The sequence below is a fragment of the Nocardia iowensis genome (genome assembly GCF_019222765.1).
Taxonomy (GTDB): Bacteria; Actinomycetota; Actinomycetes; order Mycobacteriales; family Mycobacteriaceae; genus Nocardia; species Nocardia iowensis.
The window spans coordinates 4531909-4555309 of the sequence record NZ_CP078145.1 but is presented as its reverse complement, the minus strand read 5'-3'; the positions used below and the strand labels follow the sequence as shown (position 1 = coordinate 4555309).

Sequence of the window (23401 nt, the reverse complement as noted above, 5' to 3'; positions counted from 1 at the left end):
GCCAAGTCGGGCTTGTTCGATCCGCTGGCCGGATTCGTGGTCACCGCGGCGACGATGTTCAAGAAGCCCAACACCGAGTTCTATCCGGAGCAGAAGGTGCCGACCGCGCCCCGCTACCACGGGCGCCATCAGCTCAACCGGCACCCGGACGGGCTGGAGAAATGCATCGGCTGCGAGCTGTGCGCCTGGGCCTGCCCGGCCGACGCCATCTACGTCGAAGGCGCGGACAACACCGAGACCGAACGCTTTTCGCCGGGTGAGCGGTACGGGCAGGTCTACCAGATCAACTATCTGCGCTGCATCGGCTGCGGATTGTGCATCGAGGCGTGCCCCACCCGCGCGCTGACCATGACCAACGACTACGAGATGACCGACGACAACCGCGCCGACCTCATCTACGAGAAGGACCGGCTGCTCGCTCCGCTGGCACCCGGCATGACCCCGCCACCGCACGCGATGCAGCCGGGCACCGACGAGAGCGACTACTACCTCGGCAACGTGCTCGGCAGCATCGCGGAACCCAACGGCGCCACCGTGCCGGACGGTGCGAAGCAACCCGCCGCCGCAGGCGTGGAAGGAGCGGCGCAATGAACGAATTCCTCCTTGCCGCAGAACCACTCACCCGGACCTCCACCGGCGAAGCGGTGAACTTCTGGGTGCTGGCTCCGCTGGCCACCCTCGGCGCGCTCGGCATGGTCTTCGCCCGCAAGGCAGTGCATTCGGCGATCTGCCTGGCCGCCACCATGATCGTGCTCGCCGTGTTCTACATGGCGCAGGACGCACTGTTCCTCGGTGTGGTGCAGATCGTCGTCTACACCGGCGCGGTCATGATGCTGTTCCTGTTCGTGCTCATGCTGGTCGGTGTCGACTCGGCCGAATCGCTGAAGGAAAACCTGCGCGGACAACAGCTCGCCGCGGCGGCGGTCGGTCTCGGCTTCGGGCTGCTGCTGATCAGCGGCATCGCCCGCGGCATCGGCGACTCCGGAATCACCTTCCCCGCCACCGGATTCGCCGGACGCAACGTGATCGGCGAACTCGCCGAGCTGATCTTCGTCCGCTACGTGTGGGCCTTCGAGCTCACCGGCGCGCTGCTCATCACCGCCACCATCGGCGCCATGGTGCTCGCGCACCGAGAGCAGTTCGGCCCGCGGATCGGTCAGCGGGAAATGTCGGTGCGCCGGTTCCGCGAAACAGGCCACCGGGCGACCCCGCTGCCCACTCCTGGCGTCTACGCCCGGCACAACGCGGTCGACATTCCGGCCAGGCTGCCCGACGGCTCCTTCGAGGAACTGTCGGTCAGCACCATCCTGCGGCACCGCCGCACCCGGGCGCTGATCGTTTCGAGCGACCTGCAAGCAGTCGCTACGGATGCTGAGGCGGCCGTCATCTCGGTCGGGACCGAGAACCAGAGCGACGAGGAAGGCAACCGGTGAATCCCCAGAACTACCTGTTCCTGTCCGCCCTGCTGTTCACGATCGGCGCGGCCGGCGTGCTGCTGCGGCGCAACGCCATCGTGGTCTTCATGTGCGTCGAGCTGATGCTCAACGCGGTGAACCTCGCGTTCGTCACCTTCGCCAGGCTGCACGCCAACCTGGACGGTCAGGTGTTCGCGTTCTTCACCATGGTGGTCGCCGCGGCCGAAGTCGTTGTCGGCCTTGCCATCATCATGACCATCTTCCGCGCCCGCCGCTCGACCTCGGTCGACGACGCCAACCTGTTGAAGTTCTGACGTGGATACCGCAACGCTCTGGCTGCTGCCAGCCCTGCCCCTGGCAGGTGCGATCGTCCTGCTGCTCACCGGCCGCTTCAGCGACAAATGGGGTCACCTGCTCGGCACGCTGATGGCGCTGGCCGCGTTCGTGGTCGCCGCGATCGCGTTCGTCGACATGCTCGGCCGCGACACCGCGCAACGCGGCATCCACACCGACCTGTTCAGCTGGGTGCCCGCCGCCGGGCTGCAAGTCGACTTCAGCCTCCAATTGGACCAGCTCTCAGTATGTTTCGCGCTGCTGATCACCGGTGTCGGCTCGCTGATCCACATCTACTCCATCGGCTACATGAGCCACGACCCCGGGCGACGGCGGTTCTTCGGCTACCTCAACCTGTTCCTCGCGGCGATGCTGCTGCTGGTGCTGGCGAACAACTACCTGGTGCTCTACCTCGGCTGGGAAGGCGTCGGCCTGGCGTCCTACCTGCTGATCGGGTTCTGGTACCACAAGCCGACGGCGGCAACGGCGGCCAAGAAGGCGTTCGTGGTCAACCGGGTCGGTGACATGGGGCTGGCGATCGCCATGTTCGTTATGTTCTCCACGTTCGGCTCGATCAACTTCACCGATGTTTTCGCGGGTGCGCCGCAGGCCGGGGAGGGCACGCTGACCGCGATCGGGTTGCTGTTGCTGCTCGCCGCGTGTGGTAAGTCCGCGCAGGTGCCGCTGCAGTCCTGGCTCGGGGACGCGATGGAAGGCCCGACCCCGGTGTCGGCGCTCATCCACGCGGCCACCATGGTTACCGCGGGTGTGTACCTGATCGCGCGGTCCGGCCCGATCTTCGACCTTGCGCCCGACGCGCGGCTCGGGGTTGTGCTCGTCGGTGCGGTGACATTGCTGTTCGGTGCGATCGTCGGTTGCGCGAAGGACGACATCAAGAAGGCCCTCGCGGCGTCGACCATGAGCCAGATCGGTTACATGGTGCTCGCCGCCGGTCTCGGCCCGGCCGGGTACGCCTTCGCCATCATGCATCTGCTCACCCACGGGTTCTTCAAGGCCGGGTTGTTCCTCGGGGCCGGTTCGGTGATGCACGCGATGGACGACGAGACCGACATGCGCCGCTACGGCGGATTGCGCACGTTGCTGCCGATCACCTACGTCACCTTCGGGCTCGGCTATCTCGCGATCATCGGGGTGCCGCCGTTCGCCGGGTTCTTCTCCAAGGACAAGATCATCGAAGTGGCGTTCAACCAGGGCGGCGTAAGCGGTTTGGTGCTCGGCACGGTGACGCTGCTCGGTGCGGGGCTCACCGCGTTCTACATGACGCGGGTGATGTTCCTGACCTTCTTCGGTGAGCGGCGCTGGAAGCCGGATACCCATCCACACGAGGCACCGGCGGTGATGACCGGACCGATGATCCTGCTGGCCATCGGATCAGTGGCGGCGGGTGCGTTGTTCGCGTTCGGCTCCTCGCTGCAGAACTGGCTGGAACCCGTGGTCGGCGCGCATCACGGCGAGGAAGCCGTCCCCGCGGCTGTCGTCACGGCGCTCGCGCTGGCGGTGGTCGCGGCCGGGGTCGGGTTCGCCTACTACCAGTACGCACAGCGCAAGATCCCGGAGACCGCACCGGAAGCCGTGTCCGCGTTGACCATCGCGGCCCGCAAGGACCTCTACGGTGACGCGATCAACGAGGCGGCGTTCATGCGGCCGGGCAGCTACCTGACCCGCGCGCTGGTGTTCCTCGACAACCGCGGTATCGACGGGATCGTCAACGGAACGGCCGCGCTGATCGGTGGCCTGTCCGCCCGAATCCGGCCGGTGCAAACCGGTTTCGTGCGGTCTTACGCCCTGTCCATGTTCACCGGCGCGGCCCTGGTGGCTGCCGCCCTGCTGGCGGTGAGGTTGTGGTGACGGACTTTCCCTGGTTGACCACTCTGTGGTTGGCACCCGTGCTCGGTGCGGTCGTCGTACTGGTGCTGCCCGCGAGTCAACGGCTGCTCGCGCGCTGTGTGGCGTTGGTGGTGGCGGTGGCGGTGCTGGCGTTCGCCGTCGTGTTGGCGGTGCGCTTCGAACCCGGTGGGGCGCAGTACCAGTTCGTCGAGGACCACGAGTGGATTCCGGCGTTCGGCGCCGGGTACACCGTCGGGCTGGACGGGATCGCGCTGGTGCTGGTGCTGCTCACCACCGCGCTGGTGCCGTTGCTGATCCTGGCCGGCTGGCACGACGAACGCGAGGTCGGCAGCGGACGGCGGGTGTCGCATACCTATGTGGCGCTCACCCTGCTCGTCGAGGCCATGGTGCTGGTTTCCTTCATCTCGCTCGACATCCTGCTGTTCTACGTGTTCTTCGAAGCCATGTTGATTCCGATGTACTTCCTCATCGGTGGCTTCGGACCGCGATCGGCGGATGTGCAGCTGCGGCAGCAGCGGTCGCGGGCGGCGGTGAAGTTCCTGCTCTACAACCTGTTCGGCGGGCTGATCATGCTGGCCGCGGTGATCGGGTTGTACGTGATCACCGCTCGGGAAGGACTCGGCGACGATTCGGCGGGCACCTTCGACTTCCGCACGGTGGTCGCCGCGGCCAACTCCGGACAGCTCGGCGCGGCACCGGCGGTGCTCAACGCGCTGTTCCTCGGATTCATGTTCGCGTTCGCGGTGAAGGCGCCGCTCTGGCCGCTGCACACCTGGCTGCCCGACGCCGCCGTCGCCGCGACACCGTCCAGCGCGGTGCTGATGATGGCGGTGGTCGACAAGGTCGGCACCTTCGGCATGCTGCGCTACTGCCTGATGCTGTTTCCCGAGGCGTCGAATACCTATGCGCCGCTGGTGATCACGCTCGCCGTGATCGGCATCGTCTACGGTGCGCTGCTGGCCATCGGGCAGACCGACGTGATGCGGTTGATCGCCTACACCTCGATCTCCCACTTCGGATTCATCATCCTTGGCATCTTCGCGATGACCAGTCAGGGCCAGACCGGCGCGACGCTGTACATGGTGAACCACGGCATTTCCACCGCGGCGCTGTTCCTGATCGCGGGATTCCTGGTGTCGCGCCGGGGCACTCGGGTCATCGCCGATTTCGGTGGCGTGCAGAAGGTGGCGCCGGTACTGGCGGGCACCTTCTTCATCGCGGGCCTGGCCACCCTGTCGCTGCCCGGCCTCGCGCCGTTCATCAGTGAATTCCTAGTGCTGGTCGGCACATTCAGCCGCTACCAGTTCGCCGCGGTCGTCGCGACCGGTGCGCTGGTGCTGGCGGCGCTGTATGTGCTGTGGCTCTACCAGCGGATGATGACCGGGCCGGTCAAGGAGGGCAGCGAACGCATCTACGACCTGGTCCCGCGCGAACTCGCGGTGGTGGTGCCGTTGATCGCGGCGCTGATCTTCCTCGGTGTCTATCCGAAACCGATCCTGGATTTCATCAATCCCGCGGTGAGCCAGACATTGACGACCATCGGCAAACACGACCCAGTGCCCACGGTGCCGCCGCTGCCCGAGGCGGGTAAGGCCGATCTTCCCGGAGGTGTCCACAAATGAGTCGCACCAGTGTTCGCGTCGCCATCGCCCGCATCGCGGCGGGCCTCGCCACCGTGATCTCCTTCTCGAGGACGGCCTAAGTGACTTCCTTGGACTACGGAACAACGCTCGCCGCAGCCATTCCGGCGCCGAGCATCGAATACGGGCTGCTTTCGCCGATGCTCATCGTCTTCGGCGTCGCGGTGATCAGCGTGCTGGTCGAGGCGTTCATGGGGCGGCGGTTCCGGTTCGGCGCGCAGGTGCTGCTGAGCCTCCTCGGGCTGATCGCCGCGTTGGTCGCGGTGGTGCGGTTGGCGGGGACCGAGGCGACCGCGGTGGTCGGCGCGGTCGCTATCGACGGGGTCACGCTGTTCTTGCAGGGCACCATTTTGATGGTGTCGATCCTCGGGGTGCTGTTCATGGCCGAGCGTGGTGCCGAGCCTCGGGTCGCGGCGCGCAGTGGGCCCGGCACCTGGAGCGTGGCGGCGGCGACGCTGGGGCGTGGGGTGGATGCGTTTACCCCGCAGGCGTCTTCGGTGCCGGGTAGCTCGATGGAGCGGGTCGCGCTTCGTGCGGGTATCGCGACGACCGAGGTGTTCCCGTTGACGCTGCTCGCGGTCGGCGGGTTGCTGTTGTTCCCGGCGTCCAATGATCTGCTCACCATGTTCGTCGCGCTCGAGGTGCTGTCGTTGCCGCTGTATCTGCTGTGCGGGCTCGCGCGGCGCAAGCGGTTGCTGTCCCAGGAAGCGGCGCTGAAGTACTTCCTGCTCGGCGCGTTTTCGTCGGCGTTCTTCCTCTACGGTGTCGCGCTGCTGTACGGGCAGGCGGGGACCGTCGAGCTGGCCGGGATCGCCGATGCCATCGCACTGCACCCGGACAACGCGCTGCTCGCGCTGCTCGGCGTCGCGCTGCTCGCGGTCGGCCTGTTGTTCAAGATCGGCACGGTGCCGTTCCAGTCGTGGGTGCCCGATGTGTATCAGGGTGCGCCGACACCGGTTACGGCGTTCATGGCGGCCGCGACCAAGATCGCCGCAGTCGGTGCTTTGTTGCGCGTGCTGCACATCGCGGTGCCCGGGCTGCGCGACGACTGGCGTCCGGTGCTGGCCGCCATCGCCATCGCCACCATGGCGGTGGGCGCGGTCATGGCCATCACGCAGACCGACGTCAAGCGGATGCTCGCGTATTCCTCTGTCGCCCATGCCGGTTTCATCCTGACCGGTTTGGTCGCCGCGAACGACAAGGGCGTCTCGGCGGTGCTGTTCTACCTCGTCGCCTACGGCGTCGGTACTGTCGGCGCCTTCGCCGTCGTCAGCCTCGTGCGCGATGCCGCGGGCGACGAAGCCACCACACTGTCCCAATGGGCCGGCCTCGGTCGCCGCTCCCCCTGGCTGGCCAGCGTTTTCGCGCTGTTCCTGCTGTCCTTCGCCGGCCTGCCCCTCACCAGCGGATTCGTCAGCAAGTTCGCCGTTTTCGAAGCCGCCGCCGCAGGCGAGGCCACCCCACTGGTAATCGTCGGCGTCATCTGCAGCGCCATCGCCGCGTTCTTCTACATCCGCGTAATCGTCCTCATGTTCTTCACCGACCCACCCACCGACGCCCCCATAATCGTGACCCCCTTCCTCACCACCGCCGTAATCGCCTTCGGCGCCGGAGCCACCATCCTCCTCGGCATCCTCCCCCAACTGCTGCTCGACTTGGCAGACCGCGCTTCAACCTTCGTCCGCTGAGGACCCGTTCCCCAGCCACCACCCCCGAGCCGCACACCCCGTCCCCGGGTGTGCGGCTCACCCCTTCCCCTTTCATGATCAAACGGGACATCACGTGGGCCTTCTCGGACTTTGGGGGTAGCCGTAGCATTCGCCGAAAATCGGGCGTATATGGCGTAGGTGCCTGGTAGGCAACAGTTTCCGGGTTCGACATGCGTCGTCGGCGGGTTGGTGCTTGGCTGCCGGTGATGTTGTTGTTCGGCGTTGGTGGAGGCTGGGGTTCGTGGCGACGCGGATGTTCGCGGACGAGGAGTTGGAGCGTCTGCGGGGAATTCGTCACCGCGACGCAGGTATTCGAAGCATTTGTCCCACTCCGGGCGCCGCGCCAGCTTGCCCGATGCCTTGTCCACCCAGATCCGTTCGCACCCAGCCGCGGTGAGCGCGTCGATCTGGGAGTCGTCTTTCTGCCCTCGCGTGGACACCTGCGCGTACCCGAACCGAGCCATGCCGGAACTGTCCCATAAAGGGCCGACACCCGGGGTTTCGTCTCGTAGATTCCGCACACGGGTTCTGACCCGAATCGGGTCGGTGGCGACCTGGGCGGCGTGCCGGTGCCCGGCGGAAGCCGTTGTGGGACAGAAACGATCGTTTTCGACCCACTCCCGCCGCGCGATCTTCCGGGCTAGCGGTCCACCGGCAGCCCGGCCAGGGCCCATTCGAGCATGCCTTCGTCGAGGCGTTTGACCTGCCGTCCCGAGGACTGCGCGATGCGGACCGCGTCCGGTGCCATCACGCAGTAGGTCCCGCGACAGTAGGCGACTATGTCGCGATCGGCGGGCAGCTCGGCCAGGCGCGCGGCCAGCTCGGCGAGGGGGACGCTGATCGCCCCAGGGATATGACCGGCGTCGTATTCCTCGTGCGGGCGCACGTCGATCAGGGTGATCTCACCGGCGTCGTGGCGGTAGATCTGACGGGTGCCCTCGCGGCGGGCTTCGACCAGGCCGCCGGACTTGAGCGATTGCAGGTTCGCCGAGGCGGTGGTCACGTTCTGGCCGGTGGCGTGCGCGATGGCGTCGACGGTGCGCTCGCCCTGGGCGAGCAGGTTCAGGAACGGGTTACTGGTTGAAGAACGTCTTCAGTACACGGGCCATGAGTTCGGGGGCGACGACGTGTCCCTGCCCGTCGAGCGTGTGTCGTTCGGTCTGGGGTGTGGCAGCGGTTATCGCTTTCGCGGCGCGGTCGAAGAAGTCGGTCGGGAGGCCTGCGAACTGGGGCTCGGTGGTCGGACCCTCGGTGGTCACCAGGACCGACTGAGTGATGCGGGCAAGTCGGTTCGTGGGGATCTTGTAGTCATTGAGGATCACGGCGTCTTTGACGAGCGTGTGGGCGAGCGCGACGGACGAGGCCCACATCGGGTGCTGTTTGCCAGCCGCGATGTCCGCGTCGGGTCCGCCGGTAAGCCTCATGAACAGTTCCAGGAGCTCCTCGTCCCGGCCGGCTTTGTATGCCTCGTGGGTGTCCGCGAGGTACTGGTTGAACCTCGGCCACAGGTCGTCCCCGATCACGTACGGCACATCCCACACCGCGATCTTGTCGATCGCCGAACCTGCCGCTGCTGCCTCCAGCGCGAGGGCGCCGCCAGATGAGGCGCCGTACACGTGAGCTGAGCCGCCGGCTGTCGCAATCAGCGCGTCGAGGTCTTCCACCTCCCGCGCAACCGCGTACGGCGGTGTATTACCGCTGGCGCCCCGGCCGCGTCGTGCGTAGTTGTAGACCGTGAAATGGTTGGCAAGGAGCCGGGCCAGCGGCGCGTTCTCAGCGCCGTCGTCTAGGGTGCCGCCGACGAGGATCACCGCCGGGCCAGTGCCTTTCCGGTCGTAGGCGATCCTCGTACCGTCGGCGGACGTCACACGAAGTGTCATCTCGTTCACTGCTTCTCTCCATATCCCGATGCGTGGTCGTCACCGTCGGAGCATGTCGATCAGGATTGAGTTACTGGATCTAATCTACGAGCCCAGGCGATCACCGCAACCACTACCAGGAGGGCCAGGGGGCCTTCGCCAGCGAGGTCCACCTACGACTACCGCGTACTCCGATAGCCGAGTTCCGTTGATCGGCACTTGCGGTCCGGTGTCGCCTCAAGTAGAGCGGGCGACGACCGGGCCGAGTCCGAAGACTCCTGACCGCGCCCACCGCCGGCCTGGGCGGCGGCCCCACCGAGACGATCAGCCAATCCTGCGACGTGGCCGTCAGTTCGACACCGTCAGCCCAGCGTCGCGTGAGGGGTGCCGTCTACACGAGGCCGGACCGCATTTCGAAGTTCCGTTTCCCCGGCTACGAGACGAACTCGCGAACCGGATCGACGTCCTCGAACGCCACGCGCCCAGCGTCGAGGGGATCCACCTGCTGGACGTGGCCATGCCCGTGCTCAGGAGGCTCGCCCGCGGATTTCCGGATCTGGTGAGACTTTCGCAGGTCGAGTGAGAATCGACATGTTCCCGTCGATCAACTCTCGATCGGAGCGCCTAGCCCGCGGCCGCGGCCCGCTCCCACAGCGGGCCATCGTGCCCGCGTCCTACTGGCGCGAAATGCAGAAGCCACAGAAGCTCTGGCACCACCTCGCACTACCCGACGCCGAGCTGCTTGGCCTGGCGGCCGTCGCCCGACCCGGACGCACCGAGGACGGCGCAGAGTTCGTCTGCTACAGCCTCGTCATGCACGCCGCGGCCGCGCACATCGCGGACGTCCACGACCGGATGCCCGTGCTCGTGCCGCCCGGCTTCGCAGAGGAATGGCTGACCAGCTCCGCCACTGCCGGGGGTCAAGCTGGTGACTGAGCACAGGCGAGCAGTCGAATTCGCACATCGACACGAGCTACGCCATATCCGCCCGATTTTCGGCGGATGCTACGACTACCCCTTTTGCCACCACCATGTCCCGCTGATCGTGATCGCTGACGGGACAGCGCACCCCCAGAGGTCGAAACCTCGAGGGGCGAACAAGAGCGGGTCGATTTCGCGGGGTGGGTCAGGCGGTGAGGCTGCGCCCGCCGTCTATGACGAGGCGTTGGCCGGTGACGAACGAGGCTTGGGGTGAGGCGAAGAAGCTCACTGCGTTGGCGATGTCATCGGGGATCCCCAAGCGGCCGATCGGGACCGTGGCGAGGTAGGCGTCTCGGGTGGTGTCAGGGACGTCGGTGTGGCGCTCGACGGGGATGAAGCCAGGTGCGACTGTGTTCACGGTGATGCCGAACGGGGCGAGTTCGCTGGCCCAACTGCGGGTGAGGCCGATCTGGGCGTGTTTGGCGGTGGCGTAGGCGGAGCGGCCCGGCGGTGGGCGGTCGGCGACCTCGGAGTCGACGTGCACGATGCGGCCGTAGCGGCGTTCCTGCATACCGGGGATTATCTGGTGGCCGAGGAGGATAGGGCTTTTGACGAAGAAGTCGAGTTGCCCCAGATGGTCCGACCATGCGACATCGGTCAGCGGCGCTTCCGGTTGGGGCCCGGTCGCATTAAACACCAACACATCGACCGGACCGAAGCGTTCGGTGATCGCCGCGACGAGCTCGCGTACCTGATGCTCGTCGGTGACGTCGGCCGAAAACGCTTCGGCGACACCGCCTTTATCGCGGATATCGCGCGCCACAGCCTGCACCTTCTCGTCCCGTAAACCGTTGACGGCGACAGCCATCCCATCGGCGGCGAGCCGGTGCGCGACCGCGCTACCCAACCCACGTGAACTCCCCGTCACCAACGCCACCTGCCGCTGCGGAACCACCATGTATTCGATCATGCCAGGCGTATACCCACCCGCCGATTGGATGAGCGAAAGGGTGGCGGTGATGTCAGGATCGCCGCTTGGACAACGTGATCCCAGCGGGCGTCGCCTCCGGCTACCTAAGACGACCCGTCACCGCGGAACCTCAGTATTCGATCACGCCGCGCTGTTCGTCGACGCCACCATCCTGCGGATGCTGCTCGTCCCCGCCGTGATGAAACTGCTCGGCGACCACTGCTGGTGGGCGCCCGCCTGGGTGCAGCATGTGCAACAACGCGTCGGACTCAGCGAACCGATCCTCGCCGACGCACACGCCGCCGTATCAGGTCACCGCCCAGGCGTTGGCAGAGCGGCGTTTACCCGCAACTGTCTACCGCTGTTGGTCAGTGCAAATACGAGGCGCCATTGACGTTCAAGACAGACCCGGAGGTCCACGTCGCTTCCGGTGACGCGAGATAGCGCACGGCAGAAGCGATTTCCTCCGGGGCTGCAACGCGACCGAAGGGGCTCTGGGCGCGGACCTCATCGGTGACGCGGTGCACCACCCGCTCGGTGGCGACGAAACCTGGTGCCACGGAGGCGACCGCAATCCCATAGGGCGCCAACTCGACCGCGAGCGACTGCCCCAGCGCGTGCACGGCGGCTTTGCTGGCGCCGTAGCCGGTGTACTCGGGCTCGCCGCGGAACGCGCCGCGCGAGCCGATGTTCACAATCCGCCCCGCGACACCTTTGTCGATCATGTGCCGGGCGACGCAGTAGGACATATTCGCCGTCCCGAACACGTTGACGTCCATGGTTTCCCGCCACACCCGCTGCCACTCCGCGTAGTCGGTGTCCGCCACCGGATGCGCGATGTTCACCGCCGCATTGTTGACCAGCACGTCCACCGTGCCGAGCCCGTCCACGGCAGCGCCGACGATCTCCGCGACAGCCTCCGGCGACCTGATATCGCCGCCGACGAGTACATGACCCTCCCCCGGCAACCCACGCAAGGTCTCGTCACCATCGTCACGACTGGACGAGTAGTGCACCGCCACCCGATCACCGATCTCCGCGAACGCCAGCGCAATTGCCCGCCCGATCCCCCGCGAAGCCCCCGTTACCAACACGCCCCGGCTCATTCTGTGATCACCATTCGCCAAGCTTGCCATTGACACCCAGCCGACGTCGCGCTGAACGGGCACCCAACCCTCGCAGGTCCGGCTGTTCCGCCACGGACCGCTCCAGCGGGCCGAAGATACTGGCCCTCCCAATCCGCCGCTAAACCCCGGCCCCGGCCAGGCCCCACCCCAGCCGTCGAACGGGACACCACCGCGCTCCCACTCGACATCCGACGCGGCGAGGTCCCACTCGGCGGGCAGCAACTCCACTACTGGCCCGCGAGTGGCGCACGATGGAGGTCGTGAGTTCGCGCGGCGACGGGCGGAACGATCGGGTCCCGCCACGCGGTTGAGCTGGCATATCCGTCGCGCAGTCCCGGCACGCCCCCCAGTCCCGCCGCTACGCCCGCAACTCTCTCGCCACGGCGACGAAACGGTACGCGATTGGCCGACCCGGTGTATGAGCCGCTGGCTGCACGAGGCGGCCCACATCGACGCACACAACGCCTGGAGCTTGCCCGACCAAGTCCCACTCGACACTCAGTCAGCGGTGATGGGTGCGATGCGTGGATCCGCCACGCGAAGGTAGTCCTCGGTCGCTACAGCTAGGGATCGATCCAGTCGCGCCGCATTGAAGTAGAGCTCGGGCACCGTCAACAGCGCGGGGTCGGCGATGACTTCCAGTTCCGGGTGGTAGCTGAACGGCAACACGGTTCCGCTGACGCTGCCTGCCAGCTGTTCGGCCTTCTCTTTGCTGGCGAACGCGACGTAGGTTCCCTCGTGCAGCGCCTTCACCGCTTGGAGGTCCAGTCGCGCGTGACCGGGAACCACCGCGAGCACGTGCCGGGTCTGCTTCTTGCCGATCTTGACCATCACGATCAAACATTTCGCGGCTGCCGCGACGTCGTGTCCACGCATGGCACTGACCAATTCGGTCCGTCCCTCGGGCACGTGGTCGATCAATCGGTATCGTGCCCCCGCGGCATTCAGATCACCGATCAGCCGCTCGTAGAGTCCGTTGTGCTCACCATTCACTGCTCAGCAGCTCCTTCGCTTGCGCGATGCGGTCTTCATCGCGTTGGTAGAACACCCACTGTTTGATCTTCGTGCCGCGCACCAGGCCAGCGGCGGCGAGAACTTTCAGGTGCTCACCGCAGGTCGGCTGACTAACGCCGAGTTTCTGCGCGATGCTCTGCGAGCACACGCCGTCGCGCACCAGATCGCCGTCGCGCTGCGCCGGGAAGTGCTGTTCCGGGTCGCGTAACCACGCCAAGATCAGCAGGCGCTTGTCGTTGGCCAGCGCTTTGACCAGATCCACGTCCAACACGAAGGCATTATGGCAATTAGCTAAATGCCTGTCTAGCCCGAGAGTAGGCTAATCCGTTGGACCACAAGGTGTCTGGGCCGCAGCTAATTGCGCGCGGTCAAAGCGCTCTCGGCCTTGGCGGACTGCATGAACGCATCAGTAAACTCCTGACAAATCGCCCAGTGACGCGAACCTCATCGCATGGCAACGTCACTCATCGTGGCAAATGCGGCGCGGCGTCTCGGACGGTTGGCACAACAGGAGCGGCGCGAGAGGCGCCGAAATGGTTGGGCGACAACGGTGGTGCTGACGGTGGTTGCCGCCGGTCTGGTCCCACCGGGGGTCGCGGCGGCCGAGGAGTCGGCCCCGACATCGGTCGCGACCGATCGACAGGAACAGCCGGTGGCGACGCGCGACGGGATCACGGTGTCCCACGTCAGTTTCCGGCTACCGTTGCCGAGCGGCGCACCGGCGCACCCGGATGCCTGCGATCGCACCGGGTTCCTGCGCTACCGGCCCGCCGACGGCCCGGAGAATTCGCGCGATGCCGACGCGGTGGTGGTGCAGCAGCAGGGATTGCTCGGCGGCGCGGTGAATTCGGATGCGGTCGCCGCGAATACCGTGCGCTCGGCGAAGACGCTGGGCCGGTCGGTCGAGTTCTGGGCGTTGGCGCGGCGCGGGTCCTGCCTGGACGAGCGGACCGGTTTCGACGCCGCTCTGCAGAGCGGGAACTACCTGGACGCGGTCGACTACTACTTCAACGGCAAGCCGATCGATGGACGAACCTTCCCCGGTTTCAAGCATTCCGCGGATCTGCCGATCCTGGATTCGATCGGCGTCGAGCGGGTGGTGCGCGACCAGTACGAGATGATGCTGCACGAGGTGCCCGATCAGGCCGACCGGCAGCGCAAATACATCTGCACCGGTATCTCCATGGGCGGGATGATGACCGGGTTCTTCGCCGACTGGGATTTCGACGGCAACCCCGCGACCCAGGCCGACGCGGGCTACAACCAGTGCGCCGCGTTCGCCGCCCAGGACTCGATGGTGTCCTCGGATCCGGCCGCGATCCAGAACACCCCGTTCTTCCGCGACGTCACCGACGCCGTCTTCGGCCCGACGAACACGGTGCTGAAGGCCGGTCTCGACGTCGGAGCGCTGCCGCTGCGCATCTTCGGGCCCGCCCCCATCATCGGCACCAAGGCCCTGATGCTCTATCGGCTCGCCGGACTTGCCGCGCACCTGGAACCGGACGCGGAAAGCCAACTGCTGGCCCACCTTCCGCGCGACCCCGAGATCGATGCCACGCTGGCGATCCTGTTCGGACAGAGCTGGAGTGCGGTCGCGACCAACGGCAACAACGGTGAAGGCACGATCCGCGACTTCCGCTTCACCAACACCGCATTACTCGGCACGCTGATCGACAACAACTCCGGCAACTTCGCCCTGCTACAGCAGGGTGTCGGTGCCTTGTCAGGTGGGCCGGTGCAGGAGAAGACCTTTCCGAATCCCGGCTCGATCACCCAGGTTCCGGTGTTCGGCAACCTGCTACGGATGAGCGCGGGTCCGCAGCAGCGGGTCGCGCCGACCGACCGGACCGCGCTGTACACGTGGCGCAACTACAACGACGTCGTCGGCGTACCGTGGACCGCGCCGAACCGGGAAACCTCCGATATCCGAGAAGTGGCCCGCCAGTTGGGCACCGGCGCACCGACGGCCTATTGGGAGAGCTACTTCCCGCTCCGCATCCTGCTGGACATGGGCGCCGGGTTCACCGGTGCGCGCAGCGGCGATATGGCAAACCTGCGCTACCGCAACATGAGTCGCACCAAACCGAACTTCGTCGCCTACGCCGGTGACAGCGTGGTTCAGTACGGCGTCGGCGCTTATCTCCCGACCCCGGCGACCGCGCAGGTCGAGACGCTACCCGGTTACACCCACATCGACACGATCGGCGCCGCGGCGGTCCAGAACAACGGCAAGCCCGATTACAGCGGTCAGTACCTGGCCGAATTCATCAGGGGGCTCACCTAGCAGATCGTCACCGCTCGCGTGCCGGACCGCGCGAGTGGTGACACCGAGCGGCCTTTCGGTCGCGCGGTGAATGTCCTGGACGGCGGTGAGGGCAGCACCGTCGTCCAGGACGCCACCTTCGCGAGTCGATCGGACGTGACCGCGAGGCGATCAGCTCAACGCAGCACTTCGCGCAGTCGAGTCGCGAAACCGGCTGGGTCATCGACGAATCCGACGTGCGCGCCCGGGAACAATGTCGGTTCGATGCCGAGTTGTGCGGCGAGCGCCCGGGTGGTGTGGTCACAGAACTGACCGGTCGAGTCGGCGCCGATACCGGCGACCAGCCGCACCGGGGTCGCGCGCAGTGTCCCGAGATCGGGCTCCCACCAGTTGGTTCCCTGGATCTCGTGCAGGTACCAGTAGCGTTCGCTGGCTACCTGAGCCGGATCGCGGTCGCCGCCGAACATTTCGTGCAGTGCCGGTTCCGGCATCTCGATGTTGGCATTGGCGAAGAACTTTCGCCAGGCGCCGAGCACATCGCCGCTGGCGTAGGTGGCGACGAGATCGGCTGCCCTGGAGCGTAATTCGTCGTGGTCGGCGAGCACGCGGTGCAGCGGTGGTTCGTGCGCGATCGCGATGGTGACGAGGTCGGGGCGGGCCTGCACCAGGGCCAGTGTGGTTACCGCGCCGCCGCTGGAGCCGAAGACCACGGCCGGTCCGGCGTCGAGGTGGGTGATGAGCCGGGCCAGGTCGTCGGCGCGCAGTTGCGGGGTGGAGTCCTGTTCGGGATCGTCGAGCACGCTGTTCTTGTGTCCGCGCGGGTCCGTGGTGAGCACGGTGTATTCGGTGGCGAGCAGCTCGGCCAGTGGGGCGAAGGCCGCGGCATCCATGGGAGCGCCGACCAGTGCGACCAGTGGTCCGCTGCCGCGCACCTCGTAGTACAGGTGGGCGCCGGGCACGTCGAGGGTGTGCGCGTCGACGGACGAGGTTCGGGTCATGAGTTCTCCTTTGAACGGTGCTCATGACTGTCGACGGGGCCGTTGCCGGAAACTCATCGCTCGCCAACGGATTGGCGCGCCGACGTCGGCACATTTGCCAACCTAGTAGCCCTAGGTTATAAACTAGTAGCCCTAGGTTAATGGAGGTTGGGACATGATGGCACGAGCCGGGTTGACCGCCGAGCGGATCACGCGCGCCGCAGCCGATCTCGCCGATGAGATCGGTTTCGACAACGTGACGATGTCGGCGTTGGCGAAGAAGTTCGGTGTCAAAGACGCCAGCCTCTATTCCCACGTCAGGAATCTGCAAGAACTCCGGGCGCGGGTCACGATGCTGGCCGCGGCCGAGAAGACCGAGCTGATCGCGGCCGCCGTCGCGGGACGAGCGGGACGCGACGCCCTCGCCGCGTTCGCGCACGCTTGGCGCGACTACGCACTCCAGCACCCCGGCCGCTACACCGCGACCCAGACCCCCGTCGCGCCCGGACTGGTCGAGGCCGACCCGGGCGCGGTGCGCGGCATCGAACTCACCTACGGCATGCTGCGCGCCTACGGCTTGACCGAACCCGACCTCACCGATGCGGTCCGGTTGCTGCGCAGCACTTTTCACGGTTATGCCGCCCTGGAAGCGACCGGCGGTTTCAGCCATTCCCGCGACACCGAGGCCTCCTGGGCCCGCATCATCGACGCCCTGCACGTCACGCTCGAGCAGTGGCCGTCCAGCACCGAGAAGGACGCGACATGAAATCCGACACCTTGAAGGTCCCCGGCGCCACCCTCTACTACGAGGTACGTGGCAGCGGGCCCGTGCTGTTGCTGCTGCCGGGCAGCGGCGGTGACGCGGCCGTCTTCGACCCGATCGCCGAGCCGTTGGCCGAGCATTTCACCGTCGTCACCGTCGACCCGCGCGGCTACTCACGCAGCGTGCTCGACTCCGCCGAACCGGTCGATCAGCAGGTCGAAGTGCAGCGCGACGACGCCCACCGGCTGCTCGAAACCCTCACTCCCGCAGGCGAAGACGCCTACGTCTTCGGCGGAAGCGGCGGCGCGGTCGTCGCGCTCGACCTCCTCGCCCACCACCCCGACAGGTTGCGCCTGGTCGTCGCCCACGAACCGCCATGCTTCGCCGTCCTGCCTGACGCCGTCGAGCAGAAGGCGTTCGTCGACGAGGTATACACACTGTTCCGCACCGAAGGCGTGGCGGCGGCGGGCGCCCGCTTCGTCGAGGGCATCGGCGGCACCATGACGGGCATGCCCGATCCCACCGACATGCCACCGCGCACCGCCGCCATGATCCGCAGGCTGCACGCCAACGCCGCGCCGATGATGGCCCACGAACTACGCCCCATCACCGGATACCTACCCGACGAACCCGCCATCGCCGCCGTCGCGGACCGCCTCGTCCTCGGCGCAGGCCGCGAAAGCCGCGGCCACCTGCCCTACCGCCCCGCCGCCACCCTCGCCGAACACCTGAACCTCCCACTGACCGAATTCCCCGGCGGCCACAGCGGATTCACCGACGCCCCCACCGAATTCGCCACCCAGCTCCTGGACCTCCTGCTCGCCGCACGGGTGCGCTAGCCTCGCCATCGACCGAGCACCGCCAGTGTCCGAGAGGACGCTTTGCCATGTCCCGCTCGTGCGCACCGAGTTCGTCTCCTCTGGGCCGGGGCACGGCGTCCTACGCGCGCGGCCAGGTCCTTGGGCCAGCGTGTCGCAGGAGACGAGGCGTGGTCCGACTCGGTCAATCCGCCTGTGGCAGAACAGGTTCTCGACGACGCTTCCACTCCGGGATCGACAGGTAGGTTCCGGCCCGCAGTAACCATTCGATCGGTCCGTAGCGGTGGTTGCGTAACCACCAGGTGCTCAGAGCCAGTTGGGCGGCGAAGGTGAGCAGGGCGAGGCCGACGACGCCTGCCGGTGGAATCTTGTCGGCCAAGGCGAACCCGTAACCGGTATAGATCAGCATGAGGACGACTGATTGGGCGATGTAGTTGGAGGCGGCCATGCGTCCGGCGGGTGCCAACAGGCTGGTCAGCTGTGCGGTGCGCGGCGACTGGGTCAGGTAGATGATGCCTGCGATGTAGGCGAAGGTCATGAGCGGGTTGATCAGTTGTTGGATGCCGAACCAGATGGTGGGCAGGGTGAGCCAGTTGAGCGCGCCGGCGAAGGTCACCGCCGAGACCGGCAGGCCGATGGCCAGGCCGCCGACCAGGACGCGAGGGGCCCAGCGCCGCAGGGTGTCTCGGTCGTCGAACAGCTCACGCTTGCCTGCCGCCATGCCGATCAGGAACATGCCGAGGCTGGTAATGCCCTGAGTGAACCAGATCAGCAAGAGGAACCCTGGGGCCAGCCACATCTGGGTGGCGAACGTATCGCCGAAGGTGCCGGCGTACCCGTCGTGTATGCGCTCGAGGTCGAAGAGTGCGCCGAGCGCCGAGATCGCATGGCCTTTTCCGCTCGGCAAAAAAGCCCATCCGCACCACACCACGTACAGCACCGCGCCGGTGATCACGGCGGTCCGCGGCTTCAACTTCTTCAGCGAAATCAGGATCAGGCACAGGAACGCGTACAGGGTGAGGATGTCGCCGAACCAGAACAGGAACACATGCGCGAGCCCGATCGCCATCAGCGCCGCGCAGCGCCGCAGCAGCCTGGCGTTGGCCGACGCACCCGCGCGCTGTGCCGCCGCGATCTGCAAGGTGAACGAGTACCCGAACAGGAACGCGAACAGCAGATAGAACCGGCCCGCGAACAACGCGTCGACCATCCCGGTCACCGCGTGGTCGATGGGACCGTCGAATCGCGGTTGCGGATCGTCGTTCGTCCCGCCGAACGACCACAGTGTCGTCGCGACGACCACATTGGTGATGAGGATGCCGAACAACGCGAATCCGCGAAGAATATCGACCTCGGCGATCCGTCGACCTGTGGTGGTGGCGGGAAGAACCGATTCGGTCATGCCATCGAAGGTAGATGCCCGTACCGGAACGGCGCGTCGGTCGCCGGACTGAACTCGCCCCCACCAAAGGCTGGTCGCGCCTGCGACCCGCGCCGTATTGACAATCGCCGCCGGAAGTCACGCCAGGTCGGCGACCTCCAAATAGATCTGCCGCTCGACGACGATCTCGGCCAGAAATCCTTGCGCGTCACCCGCGGACGCGGTCGGCGGAAATGCCGCAACCGCCAGTTCCCCTGCCCGCAAGCGGGTTCCGGTGAACTCGCGCTGCCCGAGGATGATGGGCTGCGCCTGCTCGAAGCGTTGGCTCGGCACGTGGTCCGGGACTGGCTCGCCGAGCATGTCGGTCACTGTTCCGGGGATGAGCCGCGCCCCGACGATCTGGTCGAAACTGGGTCGGAGGGTGATGCGGTGCGCCAGATACATTCGGTCCGGCCGTCCGAAACACAGGTGGGTGAGCAGTCCTCGGCCGCGTTCGCGATCGGCGCCGAGTTCGGCAAAGTAGACGACACGGCGCACGGTGGCGACCACGTCGTTGGCGATCGCGATACCGCCGCGCTCATGTCGGCCACGAATCAGGGTGCCGCGGAACGAGCCGCGTCGGTGTTCGCTTGCCGGATCCAGTTCCGCGATCGGGAAGTCCTCGGGATCGAAGGTGTGGATGCCGGTGTAGCCGACCCGCCGGTCCGCGCCCAATGCGCGGCTACCCCGTTCGTCGAACTCGACCGCGAGCAGAACCTGGAAGTTGTAGGGTTCCTGGAACATCGGACGGTACGAGAGGTAGCAATCGAGGCCGGTGCCGAAAACCACCATGCCATGCATCCCCGCACCGGCTGCCATTCCGGGCCGATGATGATGTCGAGGGGCACGAATATGGATTGCGCTCATAATGAGCTCCTTTCTCGCCACCATCACCTTGCCAACAACAAACCCCCCTGCCACGAGTGCCGGGCTACTCGAATCTCCCGCCCCTTGCTACTCGGCAACCAGTGAACTTCGCGAATACCCCGCCCACGTCGTAGCGGCCGCTGGAAGCCTCCGGTGCGTTGGGAGCTAGCCCGATCGTCCCGACATCGGCGGGTCCGGGCGAAGGTTAGGATTCCGGACGTGGGTGTTTCACAACATGGGCGGTCCCGGGTGCCCGCGCAGTATCGTTCGGTCCTGCCGACGGTCCCGGGGCTCCCGATGGGCGCGGCCGTCCTGATCGCGGCTGCCTGCACGTTTCTGGGGTTCTTGATCGATGCGAACGGCGGTAGTGCCGACCTGACCGGTACATTCGCCGCGCTGTACATCGCCGGTTGTGTGCTGGCCGTGCTGACGGTCCGCTATCGCGGCCTGTTCACCACCCTGGTGTTGCCACCGCTGCTGCTGTCGGTCGCCGTCTCGCTCGCCTACCAACAGCTCACCGGCCGCCCAGCGACCTCCATCAAGGACATCCTGCTGAATCTGGCCGTCCCGCTGGTGGAGCGCTCCCCGATAATGATGGCGGCCACCGCGCTCGTCCTGCTGATCGGCGGCGCACGCATCGTGCGGCAGCGCCGCAGCGAACCATCGGCCCCCGCGACGGTCTCCTGACGGTCAGCCCGGCGCGGCCATCGCCCTGAGATCGGGCAGGTTGCCGATTCGCTGGCTTGCGGGCCGCCCGGGTGCGCTCGTCTGCGGGGACCCGGTGGCGCGCAGTCGGGCGCGCATCTCGGCGGGCGTCCTGCGCCGACCCGCCGCGGCGCTCATGCCTTGATAACTCGCGACGGCGCCGGTGACGATCGGTGCGGCGCTGGATGTTCCGCTGAACACGTCGGTGTACCACAGGTCCTCGTCGGAGCCGCCCTGCAGATCGCCGTAGCCGGTGGTGGTGACTTCCCGGCCCCAACCCTGGGCGTCGATGCGGGAACCGAAGTTGGAGAAGGCCAGCCGGGACCGAGCGGGTCCGTGATCGCGGCCGTGGAAGCCGGGCGGCGGGGCTCCCGCACCGACCATGATCGCCCCGGAATCGGCCGCACCACCGCGGAACGGGTTGCGCCACGACGCGGGAAATCCGAAGGGACGGGCGTCATACAGAGCATCGTCGAGGTCTTCGGCGCCGTTGCCGCCCGCTTCGACCACGATGACGCCGCGACCGTTCGCGTAGCGGATCGCCGCCAAGTCGTCGGGCCACCACTCGAGCGCGATATAGCCTGCTTGGTCCGGACGGTCCGCGTAGTTGAATCGCGGCCCGGGACGATGCAGTTCGATCAGGACGACATCGCCCGCACCGAGCGCGTCGACGGCGGTGCGGATCGCGGCGGCTGTTCCCGCGCCGAAGATCGAGACTGCCCGGATGAAGGTTTCCGGTGCGATGCCGGTGATGCCGAAGGCGTTCACATCACCGCTGATCTCGCCGGCGACCGCGGTGCCGTGGTTGCGCCAGCCCCGGTCCGGTGAGGTGTTGCCGCCGATCACCCCGCCCTGGTTGGCCAGCAGATCCTCGTGCGTGAACCGCCACGCACCTTCGATGTCGATCATGCGCACACCCGCGCCGCGACCGCCGGGCACAGTCCACGCCGAGCGCGCATCGACACCCTCGGGTGCGGGGTCCAGATAGCCTTGGCGCACTTCGAAATTCGGGGTGACCGGCGGTGCGTCGGTTGTCGCGGTTTCGATGGTGTCGTAGGGGGCGATCGGGGGTTCGGCGGGTGGCTTGACGTAGGCGCCGTCGACCGCGTCGTCTTCGCGCAGCCGCGCGGCGATCGCGTCGAGGTCCTGGTCGAGCCCGCGGACCGAGAAGTACTTCAGATACTCCGCGGCGACGGGCTCGTGCGGAGTGCCGGCGACCCGGCCGGGCAGGCGGTTGGCGGGCCCGAAGATGCGGGCGAGCTCAGCGCCGGGCGGGAGTAGTGCGGCCAATCGTGATTCGATGCCGCGACTCTGCTCGAGCACGCTCGGCGTGAGCGGGCGTTCCGTGCCGTGCGTGACCACGATCAGTTCCGCAGGCGATCGGAGTGCGCGGTGTTGGGATGCCATGGTGCCGAGTCAACCTGGTGTGCGAGGGGGTCACCACCATTATGCGCGTAACTGCCGCCGGGAAACGCCGGGCAGGTCCACCACACCGTGACGCACCGCGGCGACGCTGAGCACTTCCATCGTCCCGATCAGGATGAGGCACAGCCCCACCACCACACCGAGTGCATCCAGCGAATCGAAGGGGAGCACGCCGACCAGGATGCCGAGCACCATGGTGGCGAGACCGAAAACCTCCTGCCTGCCGGGTAGCTCGTCGGCCCAGGACGCCACTGTGGCGTGGCATATCCCGCGGATCGACCAGGCCAGTGCGATCCAGAACGACAGCAGCAGTGCCGAATTGCCGCCACTGAAACACAGCATGGCAAGCAATATCGAGAGCACGCCGCTGACGAACACCAGCGCTCGCAGCACGGGCGCGAACTTCGCGCCGAACGCGACAATCATCTGCAATCCGCCGTTGAGCAGCAGGTAGAGACCGAAAAGCAGCTCTGCGGTTGGTAGCGACTTGTGTGGCCAAACCGCTATGACCACACCCACGATCATCGAGCAGGCACCGGCCACCAGTATTGCCTGCCGGGCACCCCCGGCCAGTGGTTCCGTACGCCCTTCGAGCTCGTTTTCGGGCATAGCTACATGATATGGCCGGGCCGTTCAGTTAGCGGCGTGTTTGCCTTCACTCGGTGCGGCGAGCTGGGTCTGGCGGCTTCCCTGTTGACCGAGGCGGCGGTGTACGGGGGGCACTTGAGCCATTGGCCGCCCTTGTCACGGACCGCCGCCGAATGTTGCCGGGTTGTTGCCATTGGCGTGGCGCGCTGGGACCGGCGATGATGACCCGAAACAGGGTGGCGCGCCGCTATAACTAGTCACATGGCATTGAGTTGGAAGCTGGTCATCGACAGCAGAAACGCCGCCGAGCTCGCCGACTTCTGGGCCGCGGCCCTGGAGTACGAGGTGGAAGATCCCAGCGCTCTCATCGAGCAACTGCTGGGCGCCGGGCAGCTCGGCGAGGACGCGGTGGTCGAGCATCGGGGCCGCAAGACCTTCCGGGGCTACGCCGCGATCCGGCACCCCGATGACCCGTTCGACCAGACCAGCGGCATCGGCCGCGGTCGGCGACTGCTGTTCCAAGACGTACCCGAGGAAAAGTCGGGCAAGAACCGTCTGCACGTCGATGTGCACAGCGCGCCCGGCGACCTCGCCGGACTGGTGGCGCGACTGGAAGGGCTCGGAGCGACCAGGGTTCGCGAGATCGACAAAGGACCCGCCGGGCACTGGTGGATCATGCTCGACCCGGAAGGCAATGAGTTCTGCGCCGCATGATTTC

General features: G+C 66.6%; 22 protein-coding genes and 2 pseudogenes. 12 read left to right on the top strand and 12 right to left on the bottom strand.

Features of this window, described 5'->3' with window-relative positions; genetic code table 11:
* Positions 1–12: 12 nt before the first annotated feature.
* From nuoI to nuoN, 6 genes are all read left to right on the top strand, one after another.
* Entirely contained in the window at positions 13–591 is a 579-nt protein-coding gene (gene nuoI / locus KV110_RS41550) for an NADH-quinone oxidoreductase subunit NuoI (RefSeq protein ID WP_281427824.1), read from the top strand.
* On the top strand, positions 588–1433 hold the full coding sequence (locus KV110_RS21015) for an NADH-quinone oxidoreductase subunit J (RefSeq protein ID WP_218468989.1): 846 nt from the start codon (positions 588–590) through the stop codon (positions 1431–1433). The genes nuoI and KV110_RS21015 overlap by 4 nt, the downstream gene beginning before the upstream one ends.
* On the top strand, positions 1430–1729 hold the full coding sequence (gene nuoK, locus KV110_RS21010; protein ID WP_218468988.1) for an NADH-quinone oxidoreductase subunit NuoK: 300 nt from the start codon (positions 1430–1432) through the stop codon (positions 1727–1729). Before KV110_RS21015 ends, nuoK begins: the two co-directional genes overlap by 4 nt.
* 1 nt (position 1730) lies before the next feature.
* Entirely contained in the window at positions 1731–3617 is a 1887-nt protein-coding gene (gene nuoL / locus KV110_RS21005; RefSeq protein WP_218468987.1) for an NADH-quinone oxidoreductase subunit L, read from the top strand.
* Positions 3614–5239: an NADH-quinone oxidoreductase subunit M gene (locus KV110_RS21000; RefSeq protein WP_218468986.1), complete on the top strand. Its 1626-nt coding sequence runs from the start codon at positions 3614–3616 to the stop codon at positions 5237–5239. The genes nuoL and KV110_RS21000 overlap by 4 nt, the downstream gene beginning before the upstream one ends.
* A gap of 80 nt (positions 5240–5319) precedes the next feature.
* Positions 5320–6945 carry an NADH-quinone oxidoreductase subunit NuoN gene (gene nuoN / locus KV110_RS20995; protein ID WP_218468985.1) on the top strand — a complete coding sequence of 542 codons (1626 nt, stop codon included), beginning with the start codon at positions 5320–5322 and terminating at the stop codon, positions 6943–6945.
* 326 nt (positions 6946–7271) lie between these two features.
* Here nuoN and KV110_RS20990 read toward each other — a convergent pair.
* The 3 genes and pseudogenes from KV110_RS20990 to KV110_RS20980 all read right to left on the bottom strand — a co-directional run.
* Positions 7272–7430 (bottom strand): annotated as a pseudogene (locus KV110_RS20990) (recombinase family protein); the annotation flags it as partial.
* A 176-nt stretch (positions 7431–7606) separates the two neighbouring features.
* Positions 7607–8032 (bottom strand): annotated as a pseudogene (locus tag KV110_RS20985) (rhodanese-like domain-containing protein); the annotation flags it as partial.
* A gap of 7 nt (positions 8033–8039) precedes the next feature.
* Complete coding sequence (locus tag KV110_RS20980; RefSeq protein WP_246634756.1) at positions 8040–8846, bottom strand: alpha/beta fold hydrolase; 807 nt, start codon at positions 8844–8846, stop codon at positions 8040–8042.
* Positions 8847–9404: 558 nt separating this feature from the next.
* On the opposite strand from KV110_RS20980, the gene KV110_RS20975 reads away from it, so the two are divergent.
* Positions 9405–9761: an SOS response-associated peptidase family protein gene (locus KV110_RS20975; RefSeq protein ID WP_218468983.1), complete on the top strand. Its 357-nt coding sequence runs from the start codon at positions 9405–9407 to the stop codon at positions 9759–9761.
* Between the two features lie 190 nt (positions 9762–9951).
* Here the strand turns inward: KV110_RS20975 and KV110_RS20970 are convergent, their stop codons facing one another.
* The 4 genes from KV110_RS20970 to KV110_RS20955 form a co-directional block, all read right to left on the bottom strand.
* Positions 9952–10716 (bottom strand): SDR family NAD(P)-dependent oxidoreductase, encoded by a 765-nt coding sequence (locus KV110_RS20970; protein ID WP_218468982.1) that lies wholly within the window; start codon positions 10714–10716, stop codon positions 9952–9954.
* A 368-nt stretch (positions 10717–11084) separates the two neighbouring features.
* Complete coding sequence (locus KV110_RS20965) at positions 11085–11822, bottom strand: SDR family NAD(P)-dependent oxidoreductase (protein ID WP_246633878.1); 738 nt, start codon at positions 11820–11822, stop codon at positions 11085–11087.
* Positions 11823–12341: 519 nt separating this feature from the next.
* Positions 12342–12836 carry a YbaK/EbsC family protein gene (locus tag KV110_RS20960; RefSeq protein WP_218468980.1) on the bottom strand — a complete coding sequence of 165 codons (495 nt, stop codon included), beginning with the start codon at positions 12834–12836 and terminating at the stop codon, positions 12342–12344.
* The gene (locus tag KV110_RS20955; RefSeq protein WP_218468979.1) at positions 12826–13128 is read right to left on the bottom strand and encodes an ArsR/SmtB family transcription factor; all 303 of its coding nucleotides are present in this window, start codon (positions 13126–13128) and stop codon (positions 12826–12828) included. The genes KV110_RS20960 and KV110_RS20955 overlap by 11 nt, the downstream gene beginning before the upstream one ends.
* A 180-nt stretch (positions 13129–13308) precedes the next feature.
* On the opposite strand from KV110_RS20955, the gene KV110_RS20950 reads away from it, so the two are divergent.
* Positions 13309–15141 carry a hypothetical protein gene (locus KV110_RS20950; protein WP_246633877.1) on the top strand — a complete coding sequence of 611 codons (1833 nt, stop codon included), beginning with the start codon at positions 13309–13311 and terminating at the stop codon, positions 15139–15141.
* A 155-nt stretch (positions 15142–15296) separates the two neighbouring features.
* Here the strand turns inward: KV110_RS20950 and KV110_RS20945 are convergent, their stop codons facing one another.
* The gene (locus KV110_RS20945; RefSeq protein WP_218468978.1) at positions 15297–16118 is read right to left on the bottom strand and encodes an alpha/beta fold hydrolase; all 822 of its coding nucleotides are present in this window, start codon (positions 16116–16118) and stop codon (positions 15297–15299) included.
* Between the two features lie 154 nt (positions 16119–16272).
* On the opposite strand from KV110_RS20945, the gene KV110_RS20940 reads away from it, so the two are divergent.
* Together KV110_RS20940 and KV110_RS20935 are read left to right on the top strand one after the other, a co-directional pair.
* The gene (locus KV110_RS20940; RefSeq protein ID WP_343224090.1) at positions 16273–16863 is read left to right on the top strand and encodes a TetR/AcrR family transcriptional regulator; all 591 of its coding nucleotides are present in this window, start codon (positions 16273–16275) and stop codon (positions 16861–16863) included.
* Positions 16860–17699, top strand: coding sequence for an alpha/beta fold hydrolase (locus KV110_RS20935; protein ID WP_218468977.1), 840 nt, complete (start codon positions 16860–16862; stop codon positions 17697–17699). Before KV110_RS20940 ends, KV110_RS20935 begins: the two co-directional genes overlap by 4 nt.
* A gap of 163 nt (positions 17700–17862) precedes the next feature.
* Here the strand turns inward: KV110_RS20935 and KV110_RS20930 are convergent, their stop codons facing one another.
* Positions 17863–19080 (bottom strand): DUF418 domain-containing protein, encoded by a 1218-nt coding sequence (locus KV110_RS20930; RefSeq protein WP_218468976.1) that lies wholly within the window; start codon positions 19078–19080, stop codon positions 17863–17865.
* A 117-nt stretch (positions 19081–19197) separates the two neighbouring features.
* Positions 19198–19965 (bottom strand): hypothetical protein, encoded by a 768-nt coding sequence (locus KV110_RS20925; RefSeq protein WP_218468975.1) that lies wholly within the window; start codon positions 19963–19965, stop codon positions 19198–19200.
* 219 nt (positions 19966–20184) lie between these two features.
* Between KV110_RS20925 and KV110_RS20920 the strand changes: the two genes are divergently transcribed.
* Positions 20185–20652 carry a DUF6542 domain-containing protein gene (locus KV110_RS20920; protein WP_218468974.1) on the top strand — a complete coding sequence of 156 codons (468 nt, stop codon included), beginning with the start codon at positions 20185–20187 and terminating at the stop codon, positions 20650–20652.
* Between the two features lie 3 nt (positions 20653–20655).
* Here the strand turns inward: KV110_RS20920 and KV110_RS20915 are convergent, their stop codons facing one another.
* Positions 20656–22077 carry a S8 family peptidase gene (locus KV110_RS20915; protein ID WP_218468973.1) on the bottom strand — a complete coding sequence of 474 codons (1422 nt, stop codon included), beginning with the start codon at positions 22075–22077 and terminating at the stop codon, positions 20656–20658.
* Between the two features lie 39 nt (positions 22078–22116).
* Entirely contained in the window at positions 22117–22704 is a 588-nt protein-coding gene (locus KV110_RS20910) for a DUF308 domain-containing protein (protein ID WP_218468972.1), read from the bottom strand.
* Positions 22705–22944: 240 nt separating this feature from the next.
* Here KV110_RS20910 and KV110_RS20905 point away from each other — a divergent pair, with 240 nt between their 5' ends.
* Positions 22945–23397, top strand: a complete 453-nt coding sequence (locus KV110_RS20905) for a VOC family protein (RefSeq protein WP_218468971.1) — start codon at positions 22945–22947, stop codon at positions 23395–23397.
* The last annotated feature ends 4 nt before the right edge of the window (positions 23398–23401 follow it).